Source organism: Maribacter aquivivus, from assembly GCF_900142175.1.
GTDB lineage: Bacteria > Bacteroidota > Bacteroidia > Flavobacteriales > Flavobacteriaceae > Maribacter > Maribacter aquivivus.
Genome location: NZ_FQZX01000001.1, coordinates 1,088,761 through 1,115,755 on the forward strand (window position 1 = coordinate 1,088,761; position 26,995 = coordinate 1,115,755).

At 34.0% G+C, this 26,995-nt stretch carries 25 protein-coding genes; 12 read left to right on the forward strand and 13 right to left on the reverse strand.

Features of this window, described 5'->3' with window-relative positions; genetic code table 11:
* Nucleotides 1-5 precede the first annotated feature (5 nt).
* Together BUC31_RS04695 and BUC31_RS04705 are read right to left on the reverse strand one after the other, a co-directional pair.
* The gene (locus BUC31_RS04695; protein ID WP_073241720.1) at nucleotides 6-3,257 is read right to left on the reverse strand and encodes a ligand-binding sensor domain-containing protein; all 3,252 of its coding nucleotides are present in this window, start codon (nucleotides 3,255-3,257) and stop codon (nucleotides 6-8) included.
* A 230-nt stretch (nucleotides 3,258-3,487) separates the two neighbouring features.
* On the reverse strand, nucleotides 3,488-4,282 hold the full coding sequence (locus BUC31_RS04705; RefSeq protein WP_073241724.1) for a transglutaminase domain-containing protein: 795 nt from the start codon (nucleotides 4,280-4,282) through the stop codon (nucleotides 3,488-3,490).
* 194 nt (nucleotides 4,283-4,476) lie between these two features.
* Between BUC31_RS04705 and BUC31_RS04710 the strand changes: the two genes are divergently transcribed.
* Genes BUC31_RS04710 through BUC31_RS04725 form a run of 4 tightly spaced genes read left to right on the forward strand, consistent with a single transcriptional unit; the run spans nucleotide 4,477 to nucleotide 9,384 of the window.
* Nucleotides 4,477-5,889: a sensor histidine kinase gene (locus tag BUC31_RS04710; RefSeq protein WP_073241726.1), complete on the forward strand. Its 1,413-nt coding sequence runs from the start codon at nucleotides 4,477-4,479 to the stop codon at nucleotides 5,887-5,889.
* An 18-nt stretch (nucleotides 5,890-5,907) separates the two neighbouring features.
* Entirely contained in the window at nucleotides 5,908-6,690 is a 783-nt protein-coding gene (locus tag BUC31_RS04715; protein WP_073241728.1) for an enoyl-CoA hydratase/isomerase family protein, read from the forward strand.
* A gap of 17 nt (nucleotides 6,691-6,707) precedes the next feature.
* Nucleotides 6,708-8,261: a hypothetical protein gene (locus tag BUC31_RS04720; protein WP_073241730.1), complete on the forward strand. Its 1,554-nt coding sequence runs from the start codon at nucleotides 6,708-6,710 to the stop codon at nucleotides 8,259-8,261.
* 49 nt (nucleotides 8,262-8,310) lie between these two features.
* A complete protein-coding gene (locus tag BUC31_RS04725) occupies nucleotides 8,311-9,384 on the forward strand; it encodes a PA0069 family radical SAM protein (RefSeq protein WP_073241732.1) in 1,074 nt (357 codons plus the stop codon).
* Between the two features lie 118 nt (nucleotides 9,385-9,502).
* Here BUC31_RS04725 and BUC31_RS04730 read toward each other — a convergent pair whose 3' ends face one another.
* Entirely contained in the window at nucleotides 9,503-9,937 is a 435-nt protein-coding gene (locus BUC31_RS04730) for an MDR/zinc-dependent alcohol dehydrogenase-like family protein (RefSeq protein WP_073241733.1), read from the reverse strand.
* A gap of 280 nt (nucleotides 9,938-10,217) precedes the next feature.
* Here BUC31_RS04730 and BUC31_RS04735 point away from each other — a divergent pair, with 280 nt between their 5' ends.
* A complete protein-coding gene (locus BUC31_RS04735; RefSeq protein ID WP_073241735.1) occupies nucleotides 10,218-11,618 on the forward strand; it encodes a glycosyltransferase family 2 protein in 1,401 nt (466 codons plus the stop codon).
* Nucleotides 11,619-11,705: 87 nt separating this feature from the next.
* On the opposite strand, the gene BUC31_RS04740 is transcribed toward BUC31_RS04735, so the two are convergent.
* From BUC31_RS04740 to BUC31_RS04750, 3 genes are all read right to left on the reverse strand, one after another.
* Complete coding sequence (locus tag BUC31_RS04740) at nucleotides 11,706-12,386, reverse strand: HD domain-containing protein (RefSeq protein ID WP_073241736.1); 681 nt, start codon at nucleotides 12,384-12,386, stop codon at nucleotides 11,706-11,708.
* Entirely contained in the window at nucleotides 12,383-12,967 is a 585-nt protein-coding gene (locus BUC31_RS04745; protein ID WP_317614940.1) for a lysophospholipid acyltransferase family protein, read from the reverse strand. Before BUC31_RS04745 ends, BUC31_RS04740 begins: the two co-directional genes overlap by 4 nt.
* 234 nt (nucleotides 12,968-13,201) lie before the next feature.
* Nucleotides 13,202-13,612 (reverse strand): BrxA/BrxB family bacilliredoxin, encoded by a 411-nt coding sequence (locus BUC31_RS04750; protein WP_027065332.1) that lies wholly within the window; start codon nucleotides 13,610-13,612, stop codon nucleotides 13,202-13,204.
* A gap of 130 nt (nucleotides 13,613-13,742) precedes the next feature.
* Here BUC31_RS04750 and BUC31_RS04755 point away from each other — a divergent pair, with 130 nt between their 5' ends.
* The 4 genes from BUC31_RS04755 (at nucleotide 13,743) to BUC31_RS04770 (ending at nucleotide 17,256) form a co-directional block, all read left to right on the forward strand.
* The gene (locus BUC31_RS04755) at nucleotides 13,743-14,483 is read left to right on the forward strand and encodes a TerB family tellurite resistance protein (RefSeq protein WP_073241739.1); all 741 of its coding nucleotides are present in this window, start codon (nucleotides 13,743-13,745) and stop codon (nucleotides 14,481-14,483) included.
* A gap of 25 nt (nucleotides 14,484-14,508) precedes the next feature.
* Nucleotides 14,509-15,093, forward strand: a complete 585-nt coding sequence (locus tag BUC31_RS04760) for a HupE/UreJ family protein (RefSeq protein WP_073241741.1) — start codon at nucleotides 14,509-14,511, stop codon at nucleotides 15,091-15,093.
* A gap of 85 nt (nucleotides 15,094-15,178) precedes the next feature.
* On the forward strand, nucleotides 15,179-15,616 hold the full coding sequence (locus tag BUC31_RS04765) for a deoxycytidylate deaminase (RefSeq protein WP_073241743.1): 438 nt from the start codon (nucleotides 15,179-15,181) through the stop codon (nucleotides 15,614-15,616).
* A 14-nt stretch (nucleotides 15,617-15,630) separates the two neighbouring features.
* On the forward strand, nucleotides 15,631-17,256 hold the full coding sequence (locus tag BUC31_RS04770) for a S41 family peptidase (protein WP_073241745.1): 1,626 nt from the start codon (nucleotides 15,631-15,633) through the stop codon (nucleotides 17,254-17,256).
* Here BUC31_RS04770 and BUC31_RS04775 read toward each other — a convergent pair.
* Both BUC31_RS04775 and BUC31_RS04780 read right to left on the reverse strand, forming a co-directional pair.
* Entirely contained in the window at nucleotides 17,253-17,456 is a 204-nt protein-coding gene (locus BUC31_RS04775; RefSeq protein ID WP_073241746.1) for a hypothetical protein, read from the reverse strand. The genes BUC31_RS04770 and BUC31_RS04775 overlap by 4 nt on opposite strands.
* Before the next feature lie 36 nt (nucleotides 17,457-17,492).
* On the reverse strand, nucleotides 17,493-18,071 hold the full coding sequence (locus BUC31_RS04780; protein ID WP_073241748.1) for a MarC family protein: 579 nt from the start codon (nucleotides 18,069-18,071) through the stop codon (nucleotides 17,493-17,495).
* Nucleotides 18,072-18,186: 115 nt separating this feature from the next.
* On the opposite strand from BUC31_RS04780, the gene BUC31_RS04785 reads away from it, so the two are divergent.
* The gene (locus tag BUC31_RS04785; protein ID WP_073241750.1) at nucleotides 18,187-18,756 is read left to right on the forward strand and encodes a DUF3109 family protein; all 570 of its coding nucleotides are present in this window, start codon (nucleotides 18,187-18,189) and stop codon (nucleotides 18,754-18,756) included.
* On the opposite strand, the gene BUC31_RS04790 is transcribed toward BUC31_RS04785, so the two are convergent.
* Both BUC31_RS04790 and BUC31_RS04795 read right to left on the reverse strand, forming a co-directional pair.
* Complete coding sequence (locus tag BUC31_RS04790; protein WP_244534005.1) at nucleotides 18,749-20,686, reverse strand: tetratricopeptide repeat protein; 1,938 nt, start codon at nucleotides 20,684-20,686, stop codon at nucleotides 18,749-18,751. The genes BUC31_RS04785 and BUC31_RS04790 overlap by 8 nt on opposite strands.
* Nucleotides 20,687-20,739: 53 nt before the next feature.
* On the reverse strand, nucleotides 20,740-21,474 hold the full coding sequence (locus BUC31_RS04795) for a LytR/AlgR family response regulator transcription factor (RefSeq protein WP_073241752.1): 735 nt from the start codon (nucleotides 21,472-21,474) through the stop codon (nucleotides 20,740-20,742).
* 308 nt (nucleotides 21,475-21,782) lie between these two features.
* Between BUC31_RS04795 and BUC31_RS20280 the strand changes: the two genes are divergently transcribed.
* Together BUC31_RS20280 and BUC31_RS04800 are read left to right on the forward strand one after the other, a co-directional pair.
* Nucleotides 21,783-21,923: a hypothetical protein gene (locus BUC31_RS20280; protein WP_170861928.1), complete on the forward strand. Its 141-nt coding sequence runs from the start codon at nucleotides 21,783-21,785 to the stop codon at nucleotides 21,921-21,923.
* Nucleotides 21,924-21,977: 54 nt separating this feature from the next.
* Complete coding sequence (locus BUC31_RS04800; protein WP_139251892.1) at nucleotides 21,978-22,502, forward strand: hypothetical protein; 525 nt, start codon at nucleotides 21,978-21,980, stop codon at nucleotides 22,500-22,502.
* Between the two features lie 1,008 nt (nucleotides 22,503-23,510).
* On the opposite strand, the gene BUC31_RS04805 is transcribed toward BUC31_RS04800, so the two are convergent.
* The 3 genes from BUC31_RS04805 to BUC31_RS04815 all read right to left on the reverse strand — a co-directional run bounded on the left by BUC31_RS04805 (nucleotide 23,511) and on the right by BUC31_RS04815 (nucleotide 26,874).
* Nucleotides 23,511-24,434 (reverse strand): hydroxypyruvate isomerase family protein, encoded by a 924-nt coding sequence (locus BUC31_RS04805; protein ID WP_073241756.1) that lies wholly within the window; start codon nucleotides 24,432-24,434, stop codon nucleotides 23,511-23,513.
* Between the two features lie 80 nt (nucleotides 24,435-24,514).
* Complete coding sequence (locus tag BUC31_RS04810; protein ID WP_073241757.1) at nucleotides 24,515-25,162, reverse strand: gluconate 2-dehydrogenase subunit 3 family protein; 648 nt, start codon at nucleotides 25,160-25,162, stop codon at nucleotides 24,515-24,517.
* Nucleotides 25,162-26,874 (reverse strand): GMC oxidoreductase, encoded by a 1,713-nt coding sequence (locus BUC31_RS04815; protein WP_073241759.1) that lies wholly within the window; start codon nucleotides 26,872-26,874, stop codon nucleotides 25,162-25,164. The genes BUC31_RS04810 and BUC31_RS04815 overlap by 1 nt, the downstream gene beginning before the upstream one ends.
* Nucleotides 26,875-26,995: the final 121 nt, after the last annotated feature.

Consider the following 26,995-nt stretch of genomic DNA (forward strand, 5'->3'; position numbering starts at 1 on the left):
AGAATTTAAGATATTAATGATTTTCTAGCATTTTGTGCTGCAATTTTAGCTTTTGGAAGCACTAGCTTAAAAGTAGCTCCTTTTCCTTCTCCCTCTGATTCTGCTATAATGGTACCACCATGAGAATTGGCAATTTGTTTTACCATATAAAGGCCCAGACCCGTACCTTTTACATTATCGTGAAATCGTTCAAAAGGGGTAAAAAGTTTTTTTAGGGCTCCCTCATTCATTCCTGATCCATTATCAATGACCATAAAGCTGTTCGTGTCACCATTATCTTCATACGTGACTATTATCTTTGGATTTTCTTGGTTGCCCATATACTTAATGGCATTGTCTAAGAAATTACCAAAAACTTGAATTATTCTATTACGATCGCCAAAAATATCGGGCATATTTTCAGTAATTGAAAGCTCTATATTGAGCTGTTTCAATTTACCCTTAATTAAATTTCTTGATAAGTCTAATAGTTCATTGGTTTTTAGCAACTCATTTTTGTTGTCTATTTTACCAAGTCTGGCAATTTCTGTAATATCAGAAATTAATTCGTTCATGTTGTTGCAAGAAACATCAATAAGGCTCAAGTATTCAGCTAGACCTGGGTGGTCTTCTAGAGATACTTCTAATGGTATAAGACTTGCGAGTCCTTTGATATTACCTAAAGGACTTTTTAAATCATGGGAAACGGCATACGTAAATCGTTGAATTTCCTCATTTTTAGATGCTAAGTTATCTGCAGCTTCTACTAGTTTGTTTTTTTGAAATTGTAATTCTTTGGTACGTTCATCAACCTTCAACTCTAGTCTTCGTTGATTTTTTCGAATATTTAGTAGCTTAACATGTTGCGCGATATAAAACAGTAATAAAACCAGCGCAACCATTAATGTTTTGAACCACCAAGTTTGCCAATAGGGTGGGGTGACGGTAATATGGAGGTCTATTTCGTTATCAACCCAAACTCCGTCAGAATTGGTCGATTTTATTTTCAGGATATATTCTCCAGGATTTAAGTTTGTGTATGTTGCTGTAGGATTATTACCGACATAATTCCAGTCTTTTTCAAAACCTTCAAGATAAAAAGCATAATTTACACTTTCAGGATGCCTAAACGTTAGAGCCTTAAAATCTATATTTATTACAGATTGATTGTAATTAAAGGTTAGAGAGTCTACTTGACTAATGTCTCTTTCTAATATACCAAAATCATCATTTGGTAAAACTGGTTGATTGAAAAGTTTTAATCCAGAGACAAATAGGGTAAGTGTGTCCTTTCGTTTTTCTACATCACTTGCAGTAAAAATATTAAAGCCGTTAATACCTCCAAATATATACTCTCCTTTTTTTGTGGTAATTGATGAACTTGCGATAAATTCTTTAGACTGAAGACCATCGCCTACATCATAATTAATTGTTTCTCCGGTATTGGTATCATATCTTATGATACCATCTTCGGTGCTTAACCATAAGTGGCCTTTTTGGTCATCTATGATACCTTTAATGGCATCGTTTTTTAAACCATCACTTTTCGCGATTACTAAAAATGAATTGGTTTCTGGGTTGTATTTGTTAAGTCCACCTTGCGTACCCACCCAAATGGTATCTTCGTTATCTTGAATGATGACATTGATAAAATTGTTACTTATTGAATTTTTGGTATGATAATGATCAGATGACCATTCATCACCTTTTTCTGTCAATTTAAACAAACCAGTGTTTAATGTTCCAATCCATATATTACCTTGGTTATCTTCAAAAATCTGATATATAGAGTTGATTATACTACCATCAATTTCTGATTTGAGTGTTATATCTTGGTGAGTTTTTGTTTTGGGATCATACACTTGTACACCTGAAAAGTAGTTTACTATCCAAATTCTTTCTTTTTTATCTTTTAAAAGATCAATTATTATATTGGATTTTAAAAATGAATTCTTTGAAGTTAGTACACTGGTTTTTTTTGTATTTGTATTGAGAACGGCTATACCATTTGTCCATGTTCCCGCCCATATTTCGTCATCTTTCGTCTGTAATATTGAAAGAACTACATTACTGGCAAATGTTTTCTTACTTAGTGAATAGTTTTCAAATATATCTAAAGAACGGTCCCAGTAATCAATTCCTCCGCCATCTGTGCCAATCCAAAGATTACCTTTGTCGTCTTCGGTAAAGCAATTCACTAATTTGTTACTTAGCGATTTAGGGTTGAATGGGTCAGAATTTATATGTTTAAATTTATAGTATTCTTTATCATAAATATTTAACCCGCTTTTGTAAGGGGCTATCCACATTGTGCCATCTCGTGTACATAACAATGCCCATATAGAATTACCAGAAATGGAATTGGGTCTTGTTACACTGTACTCAATATGTCTTATAAAATCTAGATTTTCATTGTAAACATGTAAACCGTTATTTTCTGTACCTATCCACAATTCATTATCTATATTTTTTTCTAAAGAGCGTATTCCAAAACCTGGGCTGACCTCTTTTTCTTTGGTGATACTAATTGAATTTTCTGCTATGTCCAATTTAAATAGTGAGCCACTTCCCGAGCCTATTAATAAACTATTTTCTGATGAATTTATGCCAGTGATAATCGCCTCTGTCTGTAATATTTCACTAATAATCTCCATCTCATAATTTAGTATCAGAGTATTATATGTAAAAACAACAAGAATGCGGTTATCATCTAAAACATTAATTTTAACCACTTTATTAAGTCGAGGGTTATCAATATTTATATATTCATTGGGTGGAGCAAAATGGTTTACTTTTCCAGTTTCTAACTCATATCTATATAGACCAATAGACTCAGATCCTAACCATAAAATTTCTCCATGTTTAGCAATGGTCTCAAATACAACATCTTTAATCGATTGACCTTCATTAATAAACGGGTAAGGAGTTATAATATTTAAACTACGATTATAAAGGCTTAGCCCTTCATTTGTGCCGATAATTATATTTTGATCATCTTCATGCAACGCCGTAATATATTCATGTTTGAGTCCGGTTATGCCATCTAAACTTTTGGTGTAAATTTCAAAATCTTTTCCATCATATCTGTTTAGTCCATTTCTAGTTCCTATCCAAATAAAGCCAAAAGTATCTTCTAAGAGTACGGTTGCACTACTTTGAGACATGCCTTCTTGAATATGCTGAAAGTTAAGCGATTCTGAGTATTGAGATTGTACTAAAATAGGGGTGCAAAGGGCAATGAATATGGTGAATAAAGTTAATAGTGACTTATATAGCATGCCTAAATTTTATAAGAAAGGTAAATTACAACATAGTATTAACGTAATTAAAAGTAAGAAATTACTTTCAATTATTATTTTTTATGAAATTTTATCTCTTATTTCAAAAAGAATTGATTCTAGAAATGAGTTTAAAAATTATACCTAAGTGATATATGATTTAATTTGATCAATCTATAATGGATTAATCCGCTATGTTATAAGTTACTCGGACTTAATTCATTTCCTTATTAGGTATCCGATGATATCTGTTCCACTTTTACAAGTTGTTCTGTGGGATATACGAGCGGACCAAATTGATTGAAAATAGCAACATCGGCAGCATCACGACCAAAACCAAGAATAACATACCCACCAGGCGAATTTATTTGTGTTGCATCAAATGTATACCATCGATCTCCAACATAAGCTTCAAACCAAGCATGCATATCCATAGGTTCTAAGTCATAAAGATACCCCACAACTATACGCGCAGGAATGCTTAAACTGCGGCACAAGGCAATACCCAAATGAGCAAAATCTCGACAAACACCAAACCTTCTAATATTAACCTGACTTGCAGATAATGGTTGATTATTGCTTCCTGGTAAATAGCTAATATTGTCACGTAACCAATTGGTAATGGCAGAAACTTGATTATAACCGTATAAATGACCATTAGTTATACTTGAACTCATTTCATAAAAGCAATCAGATTCGCAGTATCTGCTTGGTAATAGGTAACTAAGAACAGCGTCTGGTAAATTCTGTATATCTACAAATGATGCGCCAAAATCCTGGTCTATAAAATTTGAGGTTACAATTTCTGAAGAAGTAGATATTAAGAACTGCCCTGGTTGAGCAATTAATCGTTGACATAGATTACCGTAGTTGTCGGTAAACTCAGTAACTGGAATACTCGGGGTAATTTTATATTCCTCTCTCTCTACCCATTGTTGGTTGCCACTGCGTGGTCTCAACATAAGAATAAATGGCGTTGGTTCAGAAATCTCGAACTTTATATTGCAACTGGTACGTAAACGCATATATCTGAATACTTTAATTATGGCGCCTTGACGAACCTAGTATTGAAGATAACAATTAAAGTAACACCTTATACTTCTTGCCACAAAACCTTAAAAGCATATTTGATATTTTTGGTGCGATATTTGCTAACTTTAGACGAAATAGTAGAATCTTGTTAACGAGAGTATCTTTACGGTCACGCATTTTCCTTTCCATGATATTTTTGGTGCTTATTGCATCGGTTTTGATTGCGGGTGTTACGGTGTATCAATATCGTGAGCAATCTAAAGATTACCATGAGAATAGAATGGAGCGTAAAGAGGAGCAAATACGCCAAAGTATTGACCTTGCCATTCAGAAAACGACCTATCCGGTTACTACCGAAAATCTAGACCTTATTTTTAAAAATGAAATTTATGAAATTGCAGTGGTGCAAAACATGAATTTTAATATCTATAGTTTAGATGGGGAACTAATAAAAAGTTCACGTCCAAAATTTGCCAATGATTCTATTTCAATGTGCTTGGATTCTGAGGTGTTGAACAAATTGGAGATTAGTCCAAATAAACATTATATACGCGAAAACGCTTTGGCAGGAGATAAATACAAAGCTTCTTTCTCTTATATCGCGGATCAAAAATTTAAACCCATAGGTATTCTTAATCTACCTTATTTTGAAGATAATTCATTCAACGATTATGAGTTAAAAGAGTTTTTATTTCGACTATCTGGTGTGTATTTATTGATGTTGCTCATGGCAATTGCTTTTGCATTTTTTATATCGAAGTATATTACTCGATCGTTAGAGACCATTTCTACCATGATGGGGAATACAAACTTGAACAAACAGAACAAGAAAATTTATATAGACAACCCAGGGGAAGAGATTGAAAAGTTAATTGCTGCGTATAATGCTATGATTGATGAGCTTGGTCAAAGTGCTGTAAAATTAGCACGTAGCGAGCGTGAACAGGCATGGCGCGAAATGGCAAAACAAGTGGCGCATGAAATCAAAAACCCGCTAACACCTATGCGATTAACCGTACAGAGTTTTGAGCGTAAATTTGATCCGAACGACCCTCAGATTCATGAAAAATTAAAGGAGTATTCAAATACCCTAATTCAGCAAATAGATACCATGAGTAGTATAGCATCTGCTTTCTCAAATTTTGCCGAAATGCCTGCGCAACAGAATGAAACTTTAAATGTGGTCAAAATTGTAAAATTGGCGATAGATATTTTCAATGAAGATTATATACATTTCATAGCAGATGAAGAAGAAATTATAGCGAAATTAGACCGTACACAGTTAATACGTGTAGTAACTAATTTGGTTAAAAATGCCATACAAGCAGTGCCAGACGTAGCATCGCCTAGAGTTTTGGTCAGCGTAGCATCAGAAGGTGATATGGTTAAAATTTCTGTGGCAGATAATGGACATGGAATTGAAAAGGATAACGAAGAAAAAATATTTGAACCTAAGTTTACTACTAAAACTAGTGGTATGGGATTAGGTTTAGGAATGGTAAAGAACATCGTGGAAACTTACAAGGGATCTATCACTTTCACCTCTCATTTAGGTAAGGGTACAGTCTTCTGTGTAAAGTTTCCGAAAGAGAATACATAAATCAACAAATCAACAACTATGTCATACAATACAATTCTTATAGATAGAGAAGAGACAACGGCAATTGTGACGATTAATCGTCCAAATAAATTAAATGCTTTAAATAAAGAAACCATTGGTGATTTACACGAAGCTTTTAAAGATTTACAAAAAGATAAAAGCGTTAAAGCTATCATCTTAACCGGTAGTGGAGAAAAGGCCTTCGTAGCAGGTGCAGATATTTCTGAGTTTTCTGATTTCAGTGAAAAGGAAGGAAAGAAGTTAGCAGCGAAAGGTCAGAAACAATTATTTGATTTTGTTGAGAAATTAGATACACCCGTTATTGCAGCAGTAAATGGATTTGCTCTTGGTGGCGGATTAGAATTGGCAATGGCATGTCATTTTAGAGTTGCAAGTGATAATGCGAAGATGGGATTACCAGAAGTTTCTTTAGGTGTTATACCTGGTTATGGTGGTACACAACGTTTGCCGCAATTAGTGGGTAAAGGTAGAGCTATGGAAATGATTATGACCGCAGGTATGATTACTGCAGAACAAGCACATGCTTACGGCTTGGTAAACCATGTAACTACGCAAGAAGAATTGTTGCCTTTATGCCATAAAATTATATCAAGAATAACCAATAACTCATCTGTAGCCATTGCTCATGCAATAAAAGCAGTAAATGCTGGTTTTAAGAATACTGTAAATGGTTATGAGCAGGAAATTGAAGCCTTTGGTGCTTGCTTCGGTACAGATGATTTTGCCGAAGGTACCACTGCATTTTTAGAAAAAAGAAAGGCAAATTTTCCAGGTTCATGACATAAACCAAACTGGTTATGTTTAAACGTAGCGCATTCTTATTCTTGTTCCTCATTAATGTAGTTAGTTCTTTTGCTCAAGAAGAACTTGTATCATATACTATTGGCGAAAAATTTCATGATAAATATAGATACTCTAACATGCTTGCTATCGCAGATGATGGCAACGAGGGTACTGTTGTGGTACGTGCCTATTATACAGGTATTATACTAAGACCAAAAGGGTATTTTATTGAACATTATAATAAAGATTTAGAACTAGTATCTGAATATAATTATAAGTTGAAAGATGCCAATTTTATAGATGCTTACGTGCGTAACGGTCAAGTATACTTGTTGTTTTTAGAGTATAGCTATAGAAATAAGAGTTACCAATATGAAGTACATAGAAGTCCGTTTTCACAATTTCAGTTTACAAAAGAAACAATTTTATCTATTGCATCTGACCCGGTTGAGCAACCTTTAGATCGAAATTTCTATAATCGAAATTTTTCGTCTGGGTTTACAACATCTATTTTATTTAACGATGATAAATCGGCTTTCGCCATAACTACACATTATAAGAAAAGAAAGGTTGATCAGCATACAATTCATGTGTTCAATGCAAATTTGAACAAGTTAATGGAGCATGATTTTTCTGATGAGGTAGAAGAAAAGAATTATGCATTTGAAAATATCGTCTTCTCAAAAGATTTACAGAATGTGTATTTGGTAGGTAAGGCATACTTTAAAAAGAAACGTTTTAATGCTACTGAACGTAAGTTTCAATATGAAATGGTTCGAATTTCGAACAGCAGCAGAAGTGTACAGTCCTTTTATACTCCGGGTAAATTTCCTGAATCTTTGAAGCCTATTTTTAGAGGCGATGAATTGCTTTGTATCGGTTTTTATGCGGATAGAAAAGATAATCGTTATAACGGAATTTCTTATTTCAATTTAGATCCGAAATCTTTAGAAATGAAGTCTGAAAAGTTTAATCAATTTTCTGAACAGTTTATGATGGATAAGTTTGGACGTGAAGATGATAAGGCGATAAAAGATTTAGTGTTCAAAGGAATGGATATCACAAAAGAGGGGAACATTCTATTTAATGCTGAAGAATATTTTACAAGTAATAGCGTACAGTCTAACTCTAGCGGTGGGCGAGTTATGGTTACTAGATATCACCATAATGATATTATCAGTGCAAAGTTAAGCGCAACCGGAGATTTGGTTTGGGCTAGAAATATAAATAAAACAGAGGTTACACAGGGCGATGGTGCTTATGCATCATATAGCTCATATACCAAAAACAATACTACATACTTTTTCATAAGTACTTCTTCAGAGAATCCGCAACAACTGAGTGATGATCGTATAATGTTTAAACAAGGTTTAAGTAGAAACAGAAATGTATTTTTAATTCGCTTGGATGAAAACGGACATATGAAATACAGTAAGGTTATTGATGATACTGAGGCTCGCTTGCCGTTAATGGTATCTGTACCATATATTGATCACCATAAAGATGAATTAAGGTTCTACGCTAAAAGAGGTTCAAAAAAGCAATTGGTTCAAGTGGGTGTTAAATAATTATTATATTAGGATTTATTCCATATTTTTGGATTAAATCCTAATTTTAATGAATTCTAATTCTTCGGTTAAGGGAAGAGGTGCTCAGAAAAACACCAACAACAAATTCTCTGCGTATAGTTACGAAACACGAGACGATTTTCTCGAATTCTGCAGAGTAGAAGGTGAAATTGCTGATAGAAATAAGACCCAATACATTCCTGTTTTTCCAAAAACAATAGTGAATAAAGTTACTAGTCCAGATGTGGGTATGAGTTATTCTATGAATATGTATCAAGGCTGCGAGCATGGTTGTATTTACTGCTATGCCAGAAATGCACATGAGTTTTGGGGCTATAGTGCGGGATTGGATTTTGAGCGAAAAATTATGGTAAAACACGATGCGCCCAAACTGTTAGAAGCTAAATTAAGAAGTAAAAGCTGGAAACCAAGTACCATTGTGCTTTCTGGTAATACAGATTGCTATCAACCTGCAGAACAAGAATTTCAAATAACGCGTAAGTGCTTAGAGATTTTTTTAAAATATAGGCATCCGGTGGGTATCATAACCAAGAACGCTTTGATTTTGCGTGATTTAGATATTCTAAAAGAACTGAATGAATACGGATTAGTAGGAGTAAACATTTCCGTCACTTCTTTATCCGAAGAAACAAGAAGAATATTAGAACCTAGAACTACCACTATTAAGAAACGATTGGAAGCTATACAAGTGTTGTCTGAACATGGAATACCGGTAAATGCAATGTTGGCGCCAATTATACCGGGTATCAATAGCCATGAAATTTTGAGTTTGGCAAAGGCGGTGTCAGAGCATGGTGCACTATCTATGGCATTTACCGTAGTTCGGTTGAACGGATCAATAGGTGAAATATTTACAGATTGGATCCGCAAAACACTGCCCGATAAAGCAGAGAAGGTATTACATCAAATTCAAGAATGCCATGGCGGTAGATTAAACGACAGCAGGTTTGGTTTAAGAAGTAGGGGTGATGGTATAATAGCCACGCAAATTCATGATATGGTGCGTTTGGCTAAGCGTAAATATTTTGAAGGCAAAACATTCCCAAAACTAAATACTACTCTGCATGAATCTTATAAGGATGGACAATTAAAATTATTTTGATATCTCATTGAGGGTTTAATTCTCTAAGACTTACTCGCCGGTAACGTTCGGGCGAGCCTTGAAATTAAAGATATATGTGCAGAAGCACACCTTTGTACCCTTGGGTCGAGGTTGTTTGTTATTCCATTTTTCTGGGGTGTATTGATTGCCCAACGAGTTTCCAGTTGCCATCAATTTTCTCTAGAATCCGCATTTCGTAAGTGTAATTGGTGACGCCATCAGTAGTGGTAGATTCCTCGTCATGAGTAACCCAAGCGTTATTGCCAATTACATTCATTTTATAATTAGAATTTTTAGATGTCCCGCCTTTACCAACCAAATGTTCAGGTGGATTGATCATCATTGCTGGTGGTACATCCATACTATTCCCATCTGCCATAGAAACAAAAATTCTACTATAGGGTTGAATGGACCAGCAAGAAGCATGTGCTTCAACATCACCTGAGCGCCATGATGAAGATTCTCTCTCTAAAAGTGAAATAATTGCCTCTTCATCAGTTTGTGCGTAGCTAAAAGTCATGGAGAAAAGTAGAACTAGAAAAACGTATTTCATGAGAAATTTATTTGAGTTATTTAAATATAGGTTAAATATGACTATTTCTTAAATGATTGATTTAACTATATGAAAACGAGGTAAATATTGTAAATAAGTCAAAAATTTAAGGTTTTAAATTAGCAGATGAATTTTAAAAAGCGTGCAATAGTTATAGTTAAAAAATTTCTTTAGAAAGTTTTGTTAAAATAAAATCCAAAAGATACTTCTTAGCGTAGATAGGGAGAAGAAATAAATACGAGCACTATTTCTGAAAACCAAGAATACTACCAAAAAAGAAATGAAAACATTAAAAAACAATACCGAAAAAACTGAAAAGAAGCCTTTCTTTTCAAGAATTAAACATCTAATTGAAAATGCCAATGCATGGGGTATTTTTGTAATGGGTAGCACATTCGTGCTAATGTTTGGTTCAGCTTACCTAGCGTACATATTACAAAACGACTTTACTCAATTACACTTAGAGAGAAGAAGCACCATGATCGGATTTATTTTTATGATTGTAGCAGCTGCTTTTTTTGTGTTTAAACTGAGTTTCTTTATTTACACTTTTATAAGGTTTTTAAAATATAAGGCAATACCATCTGTTTCTGATGAAGAATTACCAACAGTTACGGTTATTGTACCAGCATATAATGAAGGTAAACAAGTATGGGCAACGTTAAAGAGTTTAGCTGAAAGCGATTACCCTGAAGAAAAAATTCAATTATTGGCTATCGATGATGGTAGTAAAGATGATACTTGGAACTGGATGCTTGAAGCCAAGAAAGAATTAGGTGATAGAGTTTCTATTTGTCAACAGCCAAAGAACATGGGTAAACGTCACGCATTGTACAGAGGTTTTAATGAAGGTACAGGTGAGATATTTGTAACCGTTGATAGTGATTCAATAGTAGATAAAGACACATTAAGAAATTTAGTTAGTCCGTTCATCATTGATGAAAACTGTGGTGCTGTTGCAGGTAACATTCGTGTATTAAATAATGACAAGATTCTACCTAAGATGCTAGACGTAAGTTTTGCGCTTAGTTTTGAGTTTGTACGTTCTTCTGAAAGCACATTAAATTCTGTTTTATGTACTCCAGGTGCTTTAGCAGCTTATAGAGCTACTGCGGTTTTCGCTTGTTTAGATGAGTGGATCAATCAAACGTTTATGGGGCAAGCTTCAGATATTGGTGAAGATAGAGCTATGACGAATATGATTTTAAAGCAAGGTTTTCATGTTTTATTCCAAAGAAATGCACTTGCTTATACTAATGTTCCTGAAAAATATAAAGGACTTTACAAAATGTTCATTAGATGGGGTAGAAGTAATGTACGTGAAAATATTCAAATGTCTAAATACGTATTTACTAACTTTAGAAAAGGTCCAAAAACAGGTGCAAGATTATTATTCTTCAGCCAATTTTCAAGAATCGTATTATGCTATCCATTTGTACTGTTTATGCTGGTATTTGTAGTTACACACCCATTATTATTCTTAAGTTCTACTTTTGTAAGTATATTGGTTTTATCAACGTTTCCAGTATTGTTCTATGCTAAAAGATATTCTTTGTCTGAGTCTGTTTGGGCATATTCATACAGCGTGCTTTTCACGTTCGGTCTTTTCTGGATTACACCTTACGCTATTGTAACAGCAAGTAGAAGTGGTTGGTTAACTAGAGAGTTGCCACAGAAATAGTAGAAAATATATAGAATGCAAAAAGGGTCTCAATGTAAATTGAGACCCTTTTTTAATGGTTTGATGTTGTTGAATTGTTCCGTAAACTTAACTTAAATTTTTTAAAGGATTCCATTCTTGATAAAACTGCTCTAAAAAATCAATCATATATTGGTGTCTTTCTTCAGCCAATCGCTTGCCTGTTTCTGTGTTCATTTTATCTTTTAGCAATAAGAGCTTTTCATAAAAATGATTCAAAGTAGGTGCTTCAGACTTTTTATACTCTTCTTTGCTCATTTCTAAATTAGGCGATATACTAGGGTCATAAAGTGCCCTATTTTTAAAGCCACCATAATTAAATGCACGGGCAATACCAATAGCACCTATGGCATCTAAACGGTCGGCATCTTGGACCACTTTAAGCTCTTTTGAGGTAAATAGTTTCTTCTTCAACTTACCATCGGTTAAACTGGCTTTAAACGAGCTGTATTTGATGATGTTGGTAACATGATTGATTGTTCTTTTTGGTACACCTAGACTTAACAAAAAATCTTCTGCCATTTTTGGGCCTAAGGCTTCATTACCATCATTAAATTTAGCATCTGCAATATCATGAAGTAGTGCACCAAGACTAACGACTAGCAGGTTTACATCATCTTCGTCTTTAGCAATCAACATGCTGTTATTAAATACACGTTGAATATGAAACCAATCATGTCCCCCTTCGGCATTTTTTAAAGTTTCTTTGACAAAGGTTATGGTTTTTTCTACAATTTCTGAATTGGTCATTTAAAAGAATTTATCCCGCTAACTACGGATGCTTCTATTTGTTGAATCAGTTCGTCTAAGTTGCCAGTATTCTCTAAAGGTTTTTGAACCTCTAATTGAACCTTGGCACCTAATCCCATTGGAAATTGTCCGAAGCGAACCAATTTCCATGAATTATTGATACTAATGGGCACAACCAATGCAGACGGAGCTTTTTTAAGAAGCATTTTAAGTCCCATAGGTTTAAATGGTTTTGGGTGTCCGTCTCTACTTCTTGTTCCTTCCGGAAAAATAACGGCACTTCTTTTATGTTCTTCAATATAGGTACCCAGTTTGCCTATTTCCATTATCGCTGATTTTCCATCGTTTCTGTCAATTAAAACAGAACCCCCATGAACGAGGTTAAATGATACACTCGGTATGCCTTTTCCTAATTCTTTCTTACTAACAAATTTTGGGTGGTGTTTACGCATATACCAAATAAGCGGTGGTATATCGTACATACTTTGATGATTGGTTACAATTATTAATGGTCTGTCTGTTGGTAAATCAAAGTTATTTGTAAAGCGGTAAGTTGTACCTAAAATGTTGGTGCTACGCATTAAAAAAAAGTTCAGTTTACTAACAGATGGTTTTAATCCGTTGTATCCAAATATCTTAAACCCGATCCATTGAATGGGATGAAAAATAAGGAGGCATAGCCCAAATGCGACGAAAAAAAAGGGGGTTATAATATAAGAAAGCAACTTCTGCATACTACAAAAATAAAAAACCGCTCTATTAGAGCGGTTTTTTAATCCTATTATTTTGTAAGAAAATAGCTTAAGCTATAAAATCTAGCAAAACTCGTCGTAAGCTTGTGCTAAATTCTGAGCAATCATTTCAGCTGGTCTACCTTCAATATGGTGACGTTCGATCATATGAACCAACTCGCCATTTTTGAATAAGGCCATAGAAGGAGAAGAAGGAGGGAAAGGAACCATAAGGTTTCTTGCCGCATCAACAGCTTCTTTATCTACACCAGCAAATACAGTTACTGCAAAATCTGGTTTTTTATCGTTCTGCAAGCTCATTTTAGCTGCAGGTCTTGCATTTGCTGCTGCACAACCACAAACAGAATTTACAACTACTAAAGTTGTTCCTTCTTTATTGATGGCATTTGCTACTGCATCTGCTGTATATAATTCTTCAAATCCGGCAGAGGCCAGATCATCTCTCATTGGTTTTACTAATTCTGCAGGGTACATATTGTTATTATTTTAATTAAACTATTACAAAGATAATCAATTAGTCGCAGCAGTGCTTCAGACCTTAACTTTTCATTAGTCTAACTTTCTATTCGTAATAATTTATCTTTGGCAAAATTGAGAATACGAAATGATTAAATGGTTGGGAGCTTTAGTAGGCTTTTTTTTGAGAGGTTTATCTGGAGCGGTTTTAGGCTTTTTTGCTGGTAGTATTATAGACAGCTTTTTTGGTTCAAGTAAAGGTAGTGCACGTAGTGTGTTTGAAGATTATACACGACCAAATGTAACTGCAGCAGATTTTGAGCTGAACTTACTGTCGTTATGTTCACTTGTTATTAAGGCAGACGGACAAGTGAGCCAGTCAGAAATGGATTATGTACGTCAGTATTTTGTTAGCACCTATGGCAAAGACAAGGCGAATGCCATTTTTAGAAGTTTCAATGAAATAAATAAGAAAGGACAAATATCTGCGCAAAACGTTTGTACGTTTCTGGCACAACGAACCCGTTATGAAGTTCGTTTGCAGTTATTGCACTTTTTATTCGGTATTGCTCAGGCAGATGGTAGCATCAGTAATCCCGAAATTCAAAAAATTAGAGAAATAGCTGGTTACCTGAGAGTTTCTCTTAATGAATTTGAAAGTATAAAAGCCATGTTCGTGAAATCGGCGAACAATTCTTATAAAATTTTAGATATTGAGAAATCTGCAACAGATGCTGAGGTAAAGAAGGCCTATAGAGAAATGGCTAAAAAATATCATCCAGACAGGGTGAATACGAAAGATGAAGCTATTAAAAAAGGTGCTGAAGAGAAGTTTAAGCAGGTACAGGCCGCTTATGAGACCATACAAAAAGAGCGTGGGTTAAATTAGATGGGAATTATTTTAATATAGTAGCATGCAAGAATTTTGGTTTTATATAGAATTAGGTCTTCATCATGTTTTGGATGTAAATGCATATGATCACATATTGTTTCTAACTGCACTGGCGCTTCCTTTTACGTTTAAAAGCTGGAAGAATGTTTTGCTTTTAGCAACCGTTTTTACCTTTACGCATTGCTTAGCATTAGTATTCTCTGTTTACGAGATTTTGGTAATAGAAGCAAGTTGGATAGAGTTTTTGATACCTGTTACCATTCTCGCAACTGCTATTTTTAATTTAGTAGATAACAAGGCTCAAATGGATGAAAGAACTATTTGGTTTCATGTTTTAGCTACCGGTTTTTTCGGGTTAATACACGGATTCGGATTCTCCAATTATTTTAAAATGATGATTATGGGTGAAGACGATAAATTAGCACCTTTATTAGGTTTCGCTGGTGGAATTGAATTGTCTCAAGTAGTTATTGTTCTATTGGTATTGATTTTGGCTTATATGGTTCAAAGCATTTTAAAAGTTAAGCAAAGCTTGTTTATTATGGTAGGTAGCATTGTCATTATTCTGGTTATGCTACCGTTGTTATATGAAACATTTCCTTTTTAGATTGTTAAAGTTTACCTTAAGATATTGTTGGTACTGATCAAAGCAGGTACCTTAGAGTTAAGTGCTTATATAAAGCGTGCTGTAAATGAAGAAAGAAAAACAATTAAAGTATGATAGGGCCTATTTAAGAATGGCTAAAGAATGGGGTATGCTTTCTTCATGTAAGCGTAAACAGGTAGGTGCCATCATCGTAAAAGATAGAATGATTATTTCTGACGGATACAACGGTACACCAACCGGATTCGAAAATTATTGCGAAGATGAAGAGGGGTACACGAAATGGTATGTTTTACATGCCGAGGCCAATGCTATTTTAAAAGTAGCTGGTTCTACCCAATCTTGCCAAGGTGCTACTTTATACATTACGTTATCTCCTTGTAGAGAATGTAGTAAGTTAATTCATCAGTCTGGCATTAAACGTGTAGTGTATCAAGTAGGATACAAAGATGATTCGGGATTACAATTTTTAGCAAAAGCAGGGGTTGAATTACAACATATGCCAGAAATAAATGTTACTATCTAACGTTTACACTAATGATGAATAAAAAATACAGTGCTCTATTTCCTTTAATTATCGCTATTGCGCTTGCATTAGGTTTTTTTATAGGCGGAAAACTGAATTTTAATGACTCTCCAGAACGTCTCTTTTCTACAAATTCTAAGAAAGACAAACTCAACAGACTTATAGATTACATTGATTATGAGTATGTAGATGATGTTAATACAGATAGCATTGTTGATATTACTGTCAATAGTATTCTTGAAAAACTTGATCCACATTCTGTTTACATTTCAGAAAAAGAAATGTCTGGTGTAACCGAGAACATGAAGGGCGATTTTGTTGGCATCGGTATTAACTTTTACTCTTATAACGATACAATTGCGGTTATAAAAACTGTTAAAGACGGCCCTAGTTTTGTAAAAGGAATTTTACCAGGTGATCGTATTATAATGGCAGATAACGATACGCTATATGGTAAAGACTTCCCTAGTGAAGTTATTGTAGAGAAATTAAAAGGAAAAGAAGGTACTTCTATTAACCTTACCGTATTTAGAAAAGCAGAAAATAGAACGTTCAATGTAAAGGTGGTGCGTGGTATTGTTCCTTTAAAAAGTGTCGATGCCTTTTATATGCTTAATAAAGATATTGGTTATATAAAAGTAAATCGCTTTGCAGAGTCTACTTATAAAGAGTTTAAAGATGCTCTGGTACGATTACAAAAACGTGGTGCTAAAAAGCTAGTGCTTGATTTGCGTGATAACCCTGGCGGTTATTTAGGCATGGCAGAAGAAATGGCAGATGAGTTTCTAGAAGATGGTAAACTTATATTGTTCACTAAAAATAAAAAAGGAAAAATCAATAAGAGCTTTGCAACCGATGAAGGAAGTTTTGAAGATAAACCTATTTATGTTTTAATAAACGAAAGATCTGCCTCAGCTAGTGAAATTGTAGCGGGTGCATTGCAAGACAATGATGTTGGTACTATTGTAGGTCGTAGATCTTTTGGTAAAGGTTTGGTACAGCGAGAAATGGCCTTAGGTGATGGCTCGGCAGTTAGACTTACCGTTTCTAGGTATTACACTCCTACTGGAAGAAGTATTCAAAAAACTTATGCCAACGGAACTAAAGATTACTACCAACGTTTTACAGATAGATTCCATAGCGGTGAAATGATTTCTGTAGATAGTATTAAAGTGGCAGATTCGTTAAAGTTTATAACCCCGAAAGGAAAAGTGGTTTATGGCGGTGGTGGTATCATTCCTGATGTTTTTGTACCGATCGGAAGCAATGAGGAAGAAGCTGTTGAGAGTATGGATAATTTAGGCTTCTTGTCCTTTTTTGTATTTGAACATTTAGATGAGGATAGAGAAAGGTATGCTCAATATTCCCAAGAAGAATTTGTAAACGATTTTAAAGTTGACGATATTCTTTTCGAAAGATTTGTGCAGTATTCCGTAGATAGAAATCTTAGAATGAACTTCTATGATTATGAGCAGAGTATCAAACGATTTTTGAAAGCTAATATCGCAGAACAATTATTCAACACTAATATACATGCCAAGATTAAAGCAGATGAAGATCTTATGCTTCAGAAGGTACTAGAATTAGATGGCGGTGGAATTCAGCAACAAGATACTGGCGAGATTAAAGCCAATAATTAATCCTTATTTATTTTATCTTGAATCTTTCTGCTGGTAACAAATACCAAAAGAAGTACAATGGCACATAATGACGCCATAATTCCAATTAATGCTATCGTACTATTTTTCTCAAAAGGGTCTGTAAAATTGACTAAAGTTACATTGTAGGCTATAAGCGCTACTGCAATTACTATAAAAATTATGGATAACGTCTTGCTCATAAACTTGTTTTTATAAAAGTACAACCTTCTTACGGTCTAGAAAAGCTCATTAATATTAGCTGCGAATAATTTAACAGCAATTGCCATAAGAATTACCCCAAATACCTTTCTAATAACATTAACTCCGTTTTTACCGAGCATTTTTTCGATTTTCACAGATGATTTAAGTACAATGAAAACGAAGACAATGTTCACGACAATAGCTATAATAATATTTTCTACATAGTACTCTGCTCTTAATGAAAGTAGGGAGGTAAGCGTACCTGCGCCAGCAATTAATGGGAAGGCAATAGGTACAATAGAAGCACTTTCTGGTTCATCATCCTTGTATAATTGAATACCTAATATCATTTCAATAGCTAAAAAGAAAATGATGAATGCACCGGCAACGGCAAATGAATTTACATCAATACCAATAAGATTTAATATTTCTTCTCCAAGAAACAGAAAAGCCACCATAATAATAGCAGCAACAACAGATGCTTTTTCTGACTGAATATGGCCTACTTTTTTTCTAAGCCCAATAATAATAGGAATACTACCCAAAATATCAATAACAGCAAATAGTACCATACTTGCGGTTGCAATCTCTCTTAAATCAAAATGAAACTCCATTCTTCAAATTTTTTGCAAATTTACGTTTATAAATATGCACTTAGATGTTTATTCTTGAAATTTTCTAAGACCATTACTTTTTAAAAAATGTATCTTGCGCCCTTTAAATTAGATCATGTTTCAATTAGGGAAAACCATAGTATCTGAAGAGATTATAGAAAACGATTTTGTTTGCAACCTTAGCGCGTGTAAAGGTGGTTGCTGTGTGGATGGCGAAGCTGGTGCACCAGTTGAAGATTCAGAAACTGAAATTATGGTCGATATCTATGCTAAGGTTAAACCATTTTTAAGACCCGAAGGTGTTGCTGTTATTGAAGAACAAGGTGCTTTTGTTAAGGGTGAAGATGGTGAATGGGAAACTCCATTAGTAAATGGAAGTGAATGTGCTTACGTTATTTTCGACGATAAGAAAATTGCTAAGTGTGGTATAGAAGAGGCTTACAACCAAGGCAAAATTAAATGGAAAAAACCTGTGTCTTGTCATTTGTACCCAATTAGAGTACGTGAGTATACTGAACTAACTGCCGTTAACTATCATAAATGGCAAATTTGTGATCCAGCATGCGCTTTGGGTGATGAGTTAAAAGTGCCCGTTTATAAGTTCGTTAAAGAAGCTTTAATCAGAAAATTTGGTGAACCTTGGTATAACGAATTAGAAGAAGTTGCTAAAGACCATCTTAAATAGTAGGTATATATATTACTATTTGTGTTCCCATAGGGTTGGTGTCATCGTCAAACTTATCAATGATATCTACATGAAAAAAGTTTTCATAATCACGTGAAAAATTTGCTAATCGTTCTTTGGTAATATCAATACCTACGGACTTTCTTTTGAGAACCTTACTGTCCTTTATTTTTTCTGCTGCATCTCTACCTACTCCATTGTCGGTAATGATTATTTCAATAAAACCGTTTTTACCCTTTTTTATTTCTAAGTCTATATTCTTTGCTCCATCTTTTGAAGATAAACCATGCCACAAGGCATTTTCTAAAAAAGGTTGTAGTATAAGCGATGGTATTTTTATATTATGAGTATTTATATTGTCTTTGATGTGAATATTAAAGTTAATTTCATTAGAAAATCTTATGTTTTCAATATTCATATACAGCGCTACTGTTTCTAGTTCATCTGCCAATGAGATTTCTCGTTGGGACGACGCTTCAAGTATTTTTCGTACTAGTTTGGAGAATTTATTTAGATAATGTACAGCATTCTTTTTTTCGTTATTAATGATGTATAATTTAATTGAGTTTAGTGAATTGAATAAAAAATGAGGATTCATTTGACTACGCAACATGCTTTGCTCTAATGTCAGTAGTTTTTTCTCTGCGTTTAATTGACTTTGACGGTATAGAATATACAAAATACCAACAAGTAGAATTAAAAAGATGCCAATGATAATCAGCATGGTTCTATTTTTCTTTAGCTTTAAGCGTACTGTTTCGTTTTCTTTGGCTAGCCGGTCTAACTGGTTGGCTCTCTTTTGAGATTCGTATCGTAAAATCATGTCATTTACGTACCGTAGATTAAGAGAGTTGGTAATGTGTTCTTCGTATTTTCTAGATTCTTTAAAATAACTCATACCTTTCTGGTAATCATCTCGCTTAATCCAAAGTTCAGATAAGAATTTATTCGCTTCGGCTATTTCTGCATTAAATTCGTTAGATGTTGCTAAGCTTAAACCAGATTCTAAATTAGTTTCTGCCGCGTTATAATCACCATAACGTATCAATGACCATCCTAGGTTTATATAAATAGTGGTTATGATTTTTTGGTCTCCAATAGAAATGGCTTTTAATAGATTGTTTTCTAAAATTGAAATCGCTTCTTCAATTTTACCCATATGTACATACACGTGGGCTATACTATAATTACCTATTATTTTTCCGCGATTAGAATCTATTATCTCATTGTAAACAAGTGCTTTTCTAAAGTTTTTTAAAGCAGGTTCAAGCTCTCCTTGATATTCATAACACTCGCCTAAGTTTTGATGGCTAGTGGCAAGCCCTTGTTTATCGTCCAATTCTTTTTGAATGATCATCGACCTTTCATATTTCTCAATGGCCAGATCATATTGTTCTAGCATTTGATATATTCCACCAATACTATTTAAAGATACTGTGATACTTCTTTTTATGCCATTATTTGGTTCGGCGACATTTTCAGCCAATTCTAATGCTTCTTGGCTGCTATCTAACGCAGACTTTATAGCATCAGTTCGCCTGTAAACTGTACTGAGCATGTTTAAACTGTTTACCCTAAGTTCTATGTTATCTGCTTTAACAGATGCTTCTAATGCACTTTGGTAAAGTTCTATTGCTTTTGGGTAAATTGATAAGTCACGATAGAGATTTCCTAATTGGTTTAAAGCGTATGCTTCACCTAAAAGATACTTGTTAGTTGTAGCTCTATTTTCTATATAACGTAACGCAGTACTGTCATTGCTATAAGTTGCTAAGACTGAATGTATTTCTTGACATTCTTTCGGAGTTTTAGATAATAGACTGTCTACTACTTCTTTTAAATTTTGGGGTATATCTTGAGAATAACTATGCTGTTGTGGTACTAAAGTATACAGAAGGAAAAATAGAAATTTGAACTTGAATTTATACACTGTAGAATTTAAATATAAGCTTAAGATTTGTTATTGAACTTTTGATTGTAATGCTACAGCATATCTAAAAAATCAGATTTTTTTTGTCTTGATACAGGTATTTTATGATTAGACTTTAAAACCACGTAACCATCAGTCTTTAAAAATTCCTTTATTTTATTTAGATTGATGATATACGAATTGTGAATTCTAAAAAAAGAATCTGCCGGAAGCAACTCGTTTACTTCCTTTAGTTTTTTGGTGAGTACTATTTTTTGACCGTCTGTTAAAAATATGGTGCTGTAATTACCGTCAGATTCGGCATATAGAATCTCATCACTCTCCAAAAATAATAATTTACCGTCTGTATTTAATGTAATACGTTTATGTATGGACCTAGAGTTATAATTTAAAAGTGCCATTTCTAGTTTTTCAACAGAAAAATTCTTGTTATTAAATTTTTTGATCTTGATAATGGTTTCTTCTAAATCATCAGTATCTATTGGTTTTAATAGATAGTCTAAAGCCTGACTTTTGATAGCTTTTAAGGCATATTGATTATAGGCGGTGGTGATTACTACAGGAAAATTCTTGTTAGTTAGTTTTTTAATGAACTGAAAGCCATCCATAGTGGGCATTTCGATGTCTAAAAAAAGACAATCGGGAGTATTTTTTTCTAAGTATGAAAGTGCTTCATTCGGATTCGTAAATGAGGCGATAACATTGATTTCATCGCTGAAATTGGTAAGCTCCCACGTTAGGCTTTGCAGGGCTTTAATTTCATCATCAACTATTACAGCTTGTAACATAAAAGATCGAGTATCAAGTTAGAAAGTTATGAAAAATTACGGGTTTGTTGGGCTTTCATAACCGAATTTGTATCAATGGATGGTATTTTAGTGTAATCGGTATATTAAAGTAGTAATGGGGTAAATACATTTCAAACCCTTGCTTTTAGAGGGAAAAAGACTACAAATAGCCCTTTTTGTTAATTATGCTAGAATTTCGTTTTCCGATTATACATAAAAAGAGACAGGTTATACAATATAGACCTACGCTTTTTTAGCTTAAAATTATCTTTAGCAAAGAAGTTCAGTATGTTATAAATCAAATTGACATGAAAAAGTGCGGTTTAATGTTAGCATTATTTATTGTGGTCTTAATGATCGCTTCGCAATTTATGCAAGATGAAGATGGGCTAAATGAAAACATGACTGTTGTTATGGAGGTTCAAAAACGAAATATTGACAGACCATGACTATAACTATTTCTTACAATTATGTTTAAGATTATACAGTTTATAGCTAAATATTTGAAAATATTTTTTTTCGGAATAATACCTTTTCTTTTGCTTTCAGGAGGATCTAAAGGTGATTTGGAAAGTGTTAAAGTTGAAAAAGGTACATGTAGTTTTAATATTGAAAGTGAATTAAGTTTTCATTTAAATGGTAAAGCAACCTTTTCGAAGAAAATTGAGCAAGACAAACTTGGTAATACAATAGACAATTTGTTGTTGAGTTTTACTACAGTTATTGGTGGGGAGAAACAAACTTTAGAGTTTATTATAGCTTCCAGAACAAAAGTGAATCATGGTATACCTGTAGGTGTATATAAAGTAAAGAATTTAGATCGTTTATTAAATAAGTTTGACGGTGTTTACGGTTTTGCCGATTTTGGTGGTATTAGTGAGCTACCTTTTTTTATTAGATCAGGTGATGTTACTATCATCGAAAGTTTTTCTAACAATGTCAATGGCAAGTTAGAAGTACAATTAGAAAATGCAAATGGAGAATCTTTGAATGTGCAAGGTTCTTTTAATGCAGATATAAAACTTTAAAATTTAGTACGGTTCTTTATAAGGTAGTGTATGTTATCTTATATCTAATGTTTGAGCGCCAAAATAAGTATAACTACGATTCGTCGTATGATTACGTTCTAAGAAAAGGTTTCGGGGGAACTACCTTTATTAGGCTTGGTGGGCATTTTTCATAATAGAAGCATTAGTGGGACCGTACATTTTTTAAATTATTAGCCAATTCACTTATCTATTTTAATCTTCATTTTTTAGTAGTAATGGTTATTCATATTACAACTTTTTCTAATTTACAGTGTATAATATTTGTACTTTTCTATTGGTTTTATAGAAAGTGAGATTATTTTATCCGAGGTGTTTTATCATACGGATATACTATCAAATATAGGGGCAATACTACCAAAGGAAATGGAGATAGAATTTCAAGAGTTGTAGTGTTATTAATCATATGAAGATTACCAAATATTCGAATCTTACTATAATTTTTGATTAAGAAAATAAAAAAGACCCCGTTTAAGGGGTCTTTTTTATATACGGCTAAGCCGAGGTTAAGTAAGGGGAATCTTATTTATCTTTATTGATATATGGCTTCATTACAGTCGTAAATAACAACGCTGCAGCGTATATCATTAATAACGTGATGTAGTTTTCCATAGCTTAAGTATTACGTTGTAAGTTATATACGTACCAAAATCCTTTTTGGATTATGGAAAATGAATAGTATCATTAAAAAGACTATGATAGGCTAGTTTAATGGTACTTTTAAAATTGAACCACTTATATCGTAGTCTCATTTGAAATAACTCAAATGAATTTGACTTTATCTTTTTATAGATATAAAAGGATATTTTTGATGCCAAAAGCAAACCGGCATAGACGAGTAATGTGTGTAGGTATTGGGACATATACAAAAGAACGAATAAGTAAGTAAATTCTTACATTATGAAAATGCATTTCATCGAAAAAGTGATAACTATTCGATGAAATGCATTTCTTGTTCTCTTATGATTGTGTTTAATGTTGATTTTAAACTTAAAGAAAATTGTCTACTTTCTTATAAGCTTCTATAACGGCCAGTTCACCTTCTTTTCCATCCCTTGAGTTTCCGTGTTCCATCCCTAGAACTCCGGTAAAGCCTTGTTCGTGTATCCATTTAAACACATTATGGTAATTGATTTCACCAGTAGTTGGTTCATTTCTACCAGGATTATCACCAATTTGGATATAAGCTATTTCAGACCAAGAGGCTTCCATATTCGGAATTAGGTTTCCTTCTTGAATTTGTTGGTGATAGATATCAAATAAAATTTTACATGAAGGTGAATTAACCGCTCTACATATTTCAAATGCTTGAGGAGCGTCGGTCAAAAATAGGCCAGGGTGATTTCTGAAATTCAATGGCTCTAAAACCATGGTAATATTATGTGGTTCTAATAGGGCAGATGCTTGTCTAAGGCTTTCTACAACATTGGCAGTTTGATAGCCTATTCTTAGTTTTAGGTCTACATGACCTGGTACTACGGTCATCCATTTTGCATTTACTCGTTTGGCTACTTCAATTGAGCTTTTTATATCATTTAGAAACTCTTCTCTTTTAGTTAAATCTCCAGATGCTAGATTCGGCGTTTTCCAATGAATTTCATGGGCGACAAAAACTCCCATTTCAATACCACGTTTTTTCATAGTTGCCGCCATTTTTTCTTGTTGCTCAATGGGGCGCTTGCGCATCTCATTATCTTCAAAAGCAGTATAACCTTGATCCGCCATAAAGTTCAATTGGTCAATAGGGTCATCTCCGGCAAGGTGTTTAAACATACCTAAGTGGGGCGCATATTTTAAATTGTATTTATGCGCTGCTTTATTGTTGGTTAATGTATTGGCAAATGATACGGTACTTGCTACGGAAAGTGCGCCTGTAGTTAGTGCAGATTTTTGAATGAAGCTTCTTCTTTTCATGAGTAGTGTATTTAAATGAAAATAGCCAAGAGCGATAATAAATCATGCTCTTGGCTATTAAATATTAGAATATTATTTGGTTATAAGGACCACGCCTTACCGCCTGTAAGCTCTTGTAGGTCACCACAAGGTACATATTCTCCAGGTACCGGTAAATAAGCTAAAACTTCTTCACCTACATATTCAGAAGCTTTATAGCCCCAAATAGTCATACCTCTTAAGTTATTGGCAAAAGCAAACCTTGAAACTTCGTCATCTAACTCAGCAGTACCGCCTTCGGTAATGGCTTTTGTATAACTGTTAATGGTTTTTAGCATTTCTGCTTGTTGATCTTTGTTGTATTTTAAAGAGCTTGCTAAAACTGGTTCTAAATCTTCAGCAGTTAAATCTTCAGCTTTTTCTTTACCAGAATCGGCCAAGGCTTTATCAATAAATTTGTTCATAGACATTTTAAAGAAATCTTGTTGTTCCTTTTCCATCACATCTTTTGCAAACCTGTCGATAAAAATATCAACTTGTACTTCTGTAGCAGAAGGAGTATCTGTTTTTGGTAAAATAAGATTTACCAATTTTGAAAGTACAGACCCTTCATTTTGAGCTAAAAATTCAGGTGTCCAAGTAAGTGCAGGCTCACTTTTACAGCTTTGAACAATTGATAATAAAGTTGGGGTGGCCACCATATATCCAAGTGACATACCCATATTTTTTAATACGCGTCTTCTATCCATTATATGTTTCCTTTTTTAAGTTCTTTAACTGCATGGGCTGCAGCTCTAGCCGTAAAGGCCATGTAAGTTAGTGATGGGTTTACACAACTAGCAGAGGTCATAAACGAGCCATCTGTTACATAAACATTAGATACATCATGTAATTGGTTGTTTCCATTTAGAACAGATGTTTTTCTATCTCTTCCCATACGGGCAGTTCCCATTTCATGAATACCTAAACCTAAAGCACTCTCATTATCATATCCTTTTACGTCTCTAAGTCCGGCTTTTTCTAACATATCAACAGCCGACTCTAAAATGTCTTTACGCATTTTAAGTTCGTTTTCTTGAAGCTCTGCATCAAAAGTAACCGTTGGTAGACCCCAATCGTCTAATTTGTCGTAGTCTAATGTAAATCTGTTGTTTTCATATGGTAGTACTTCTCCAAAGCCCATCATACCAAACGTCCATCCGCCTGGTTTTAAAACAGCATCTTTTAATTCTTTACCGTGAGATAGTTCGGCGATAGATTCTTCCCAGTTACCTCTAGAGGCACCACCTTGGTATCCAAATCCTCTTATGTAATCTTTTCTATCAGAGTCACCACCTAAGTTTCTAAATCTTGGGATGTAGATTCCACTAGGTTTTCTTCCTTTATAGTATTTATCTTCAAATCCGTCAAACTTACCTGAAGCTCCTACTTGAAGTTGGTGGTCCATTATGTTACGGCCCAATTGATCAGATTCATTACCCATACCATTAGGGAAGGTTTCAGATTTAGATTGCATTAATATAGATGTAGATGCAATTGCAGATGCACATAAGAATATAACTTTCGCCTTAAATTCAAAAGTTTCTTTTGTATTTGCATCAATTACCTTTACACCGGTAGCTTTCTTTGTCTTTGGGTCATAAATTACTTCATGCACAATAGAATCTGGTCTAAGTGTCATATTACCTGTAGCTTCTGCTGCTGGTAATGTAGAAGATAAACTACTAAAGTATGCTCCAAAAGGACACCCTCTTATACATCTATTTCTAAATTGACATTTGCTTCTTCCGTCAAATTGCTTGGTGCCTGTAATGTGTGCTGTTCTACCAGCAGTTACTACACGACCATCAAAATTTTCAGCTACTTTTTCTCTGAATTCTTGCTCTACACAATTCAGATCCATCATTGGTAAAAATTTACCATCAGGTAATTGCTCTAAACCTAAGTTTTCACCACTTACACCAATATACTCCTCAACCTTATCGTACCAAGGTGCAATATCTTTATAACGTACAGGCCAATCTACGGCAATGTTATCTTTCTTATTTGCTCCAAAATCAATATCACTTAAACGATAACTTTGACGACCCCATTGCAGAGAACGACCACCTAGGTGATAGCCTCTCATCCAATCAAATCTCTTTGTTTCGTTGTATGGGTGTTTTAAGTCATTTACAAACCACATATTACTTGCTTGGTTTGTAGTGTAACCTGTTCTATTTTGCTTTGGTTGTTGCTCTATAATTTCTTTTGTCGGTTCACCCGCATTCGGGAAATCCCAAGGGTTCTTATTAGCGGTTTCATAGTCATCAATATGTTTGACCATTCTTCCACGTTCTAAAACTAGGGTTTTAAGGCCTGCCTCGCATAGTTCTTTTGCGGCCCAACCACCACTTATTCCAGTACCTACGACAATTGCATCGTAAGACTCTTGTTCTTCGTTATAATAAAATTTGCTCATAAAAGTTGTTTAATCTCTAAATTTATTAAATATAAAATTAATTCTATACATTTAAAGTCCATTATTCTTGCGAAATTCGCTATTACTAACGTTAAGTTAGAATAATGTATCAGTTCATAAT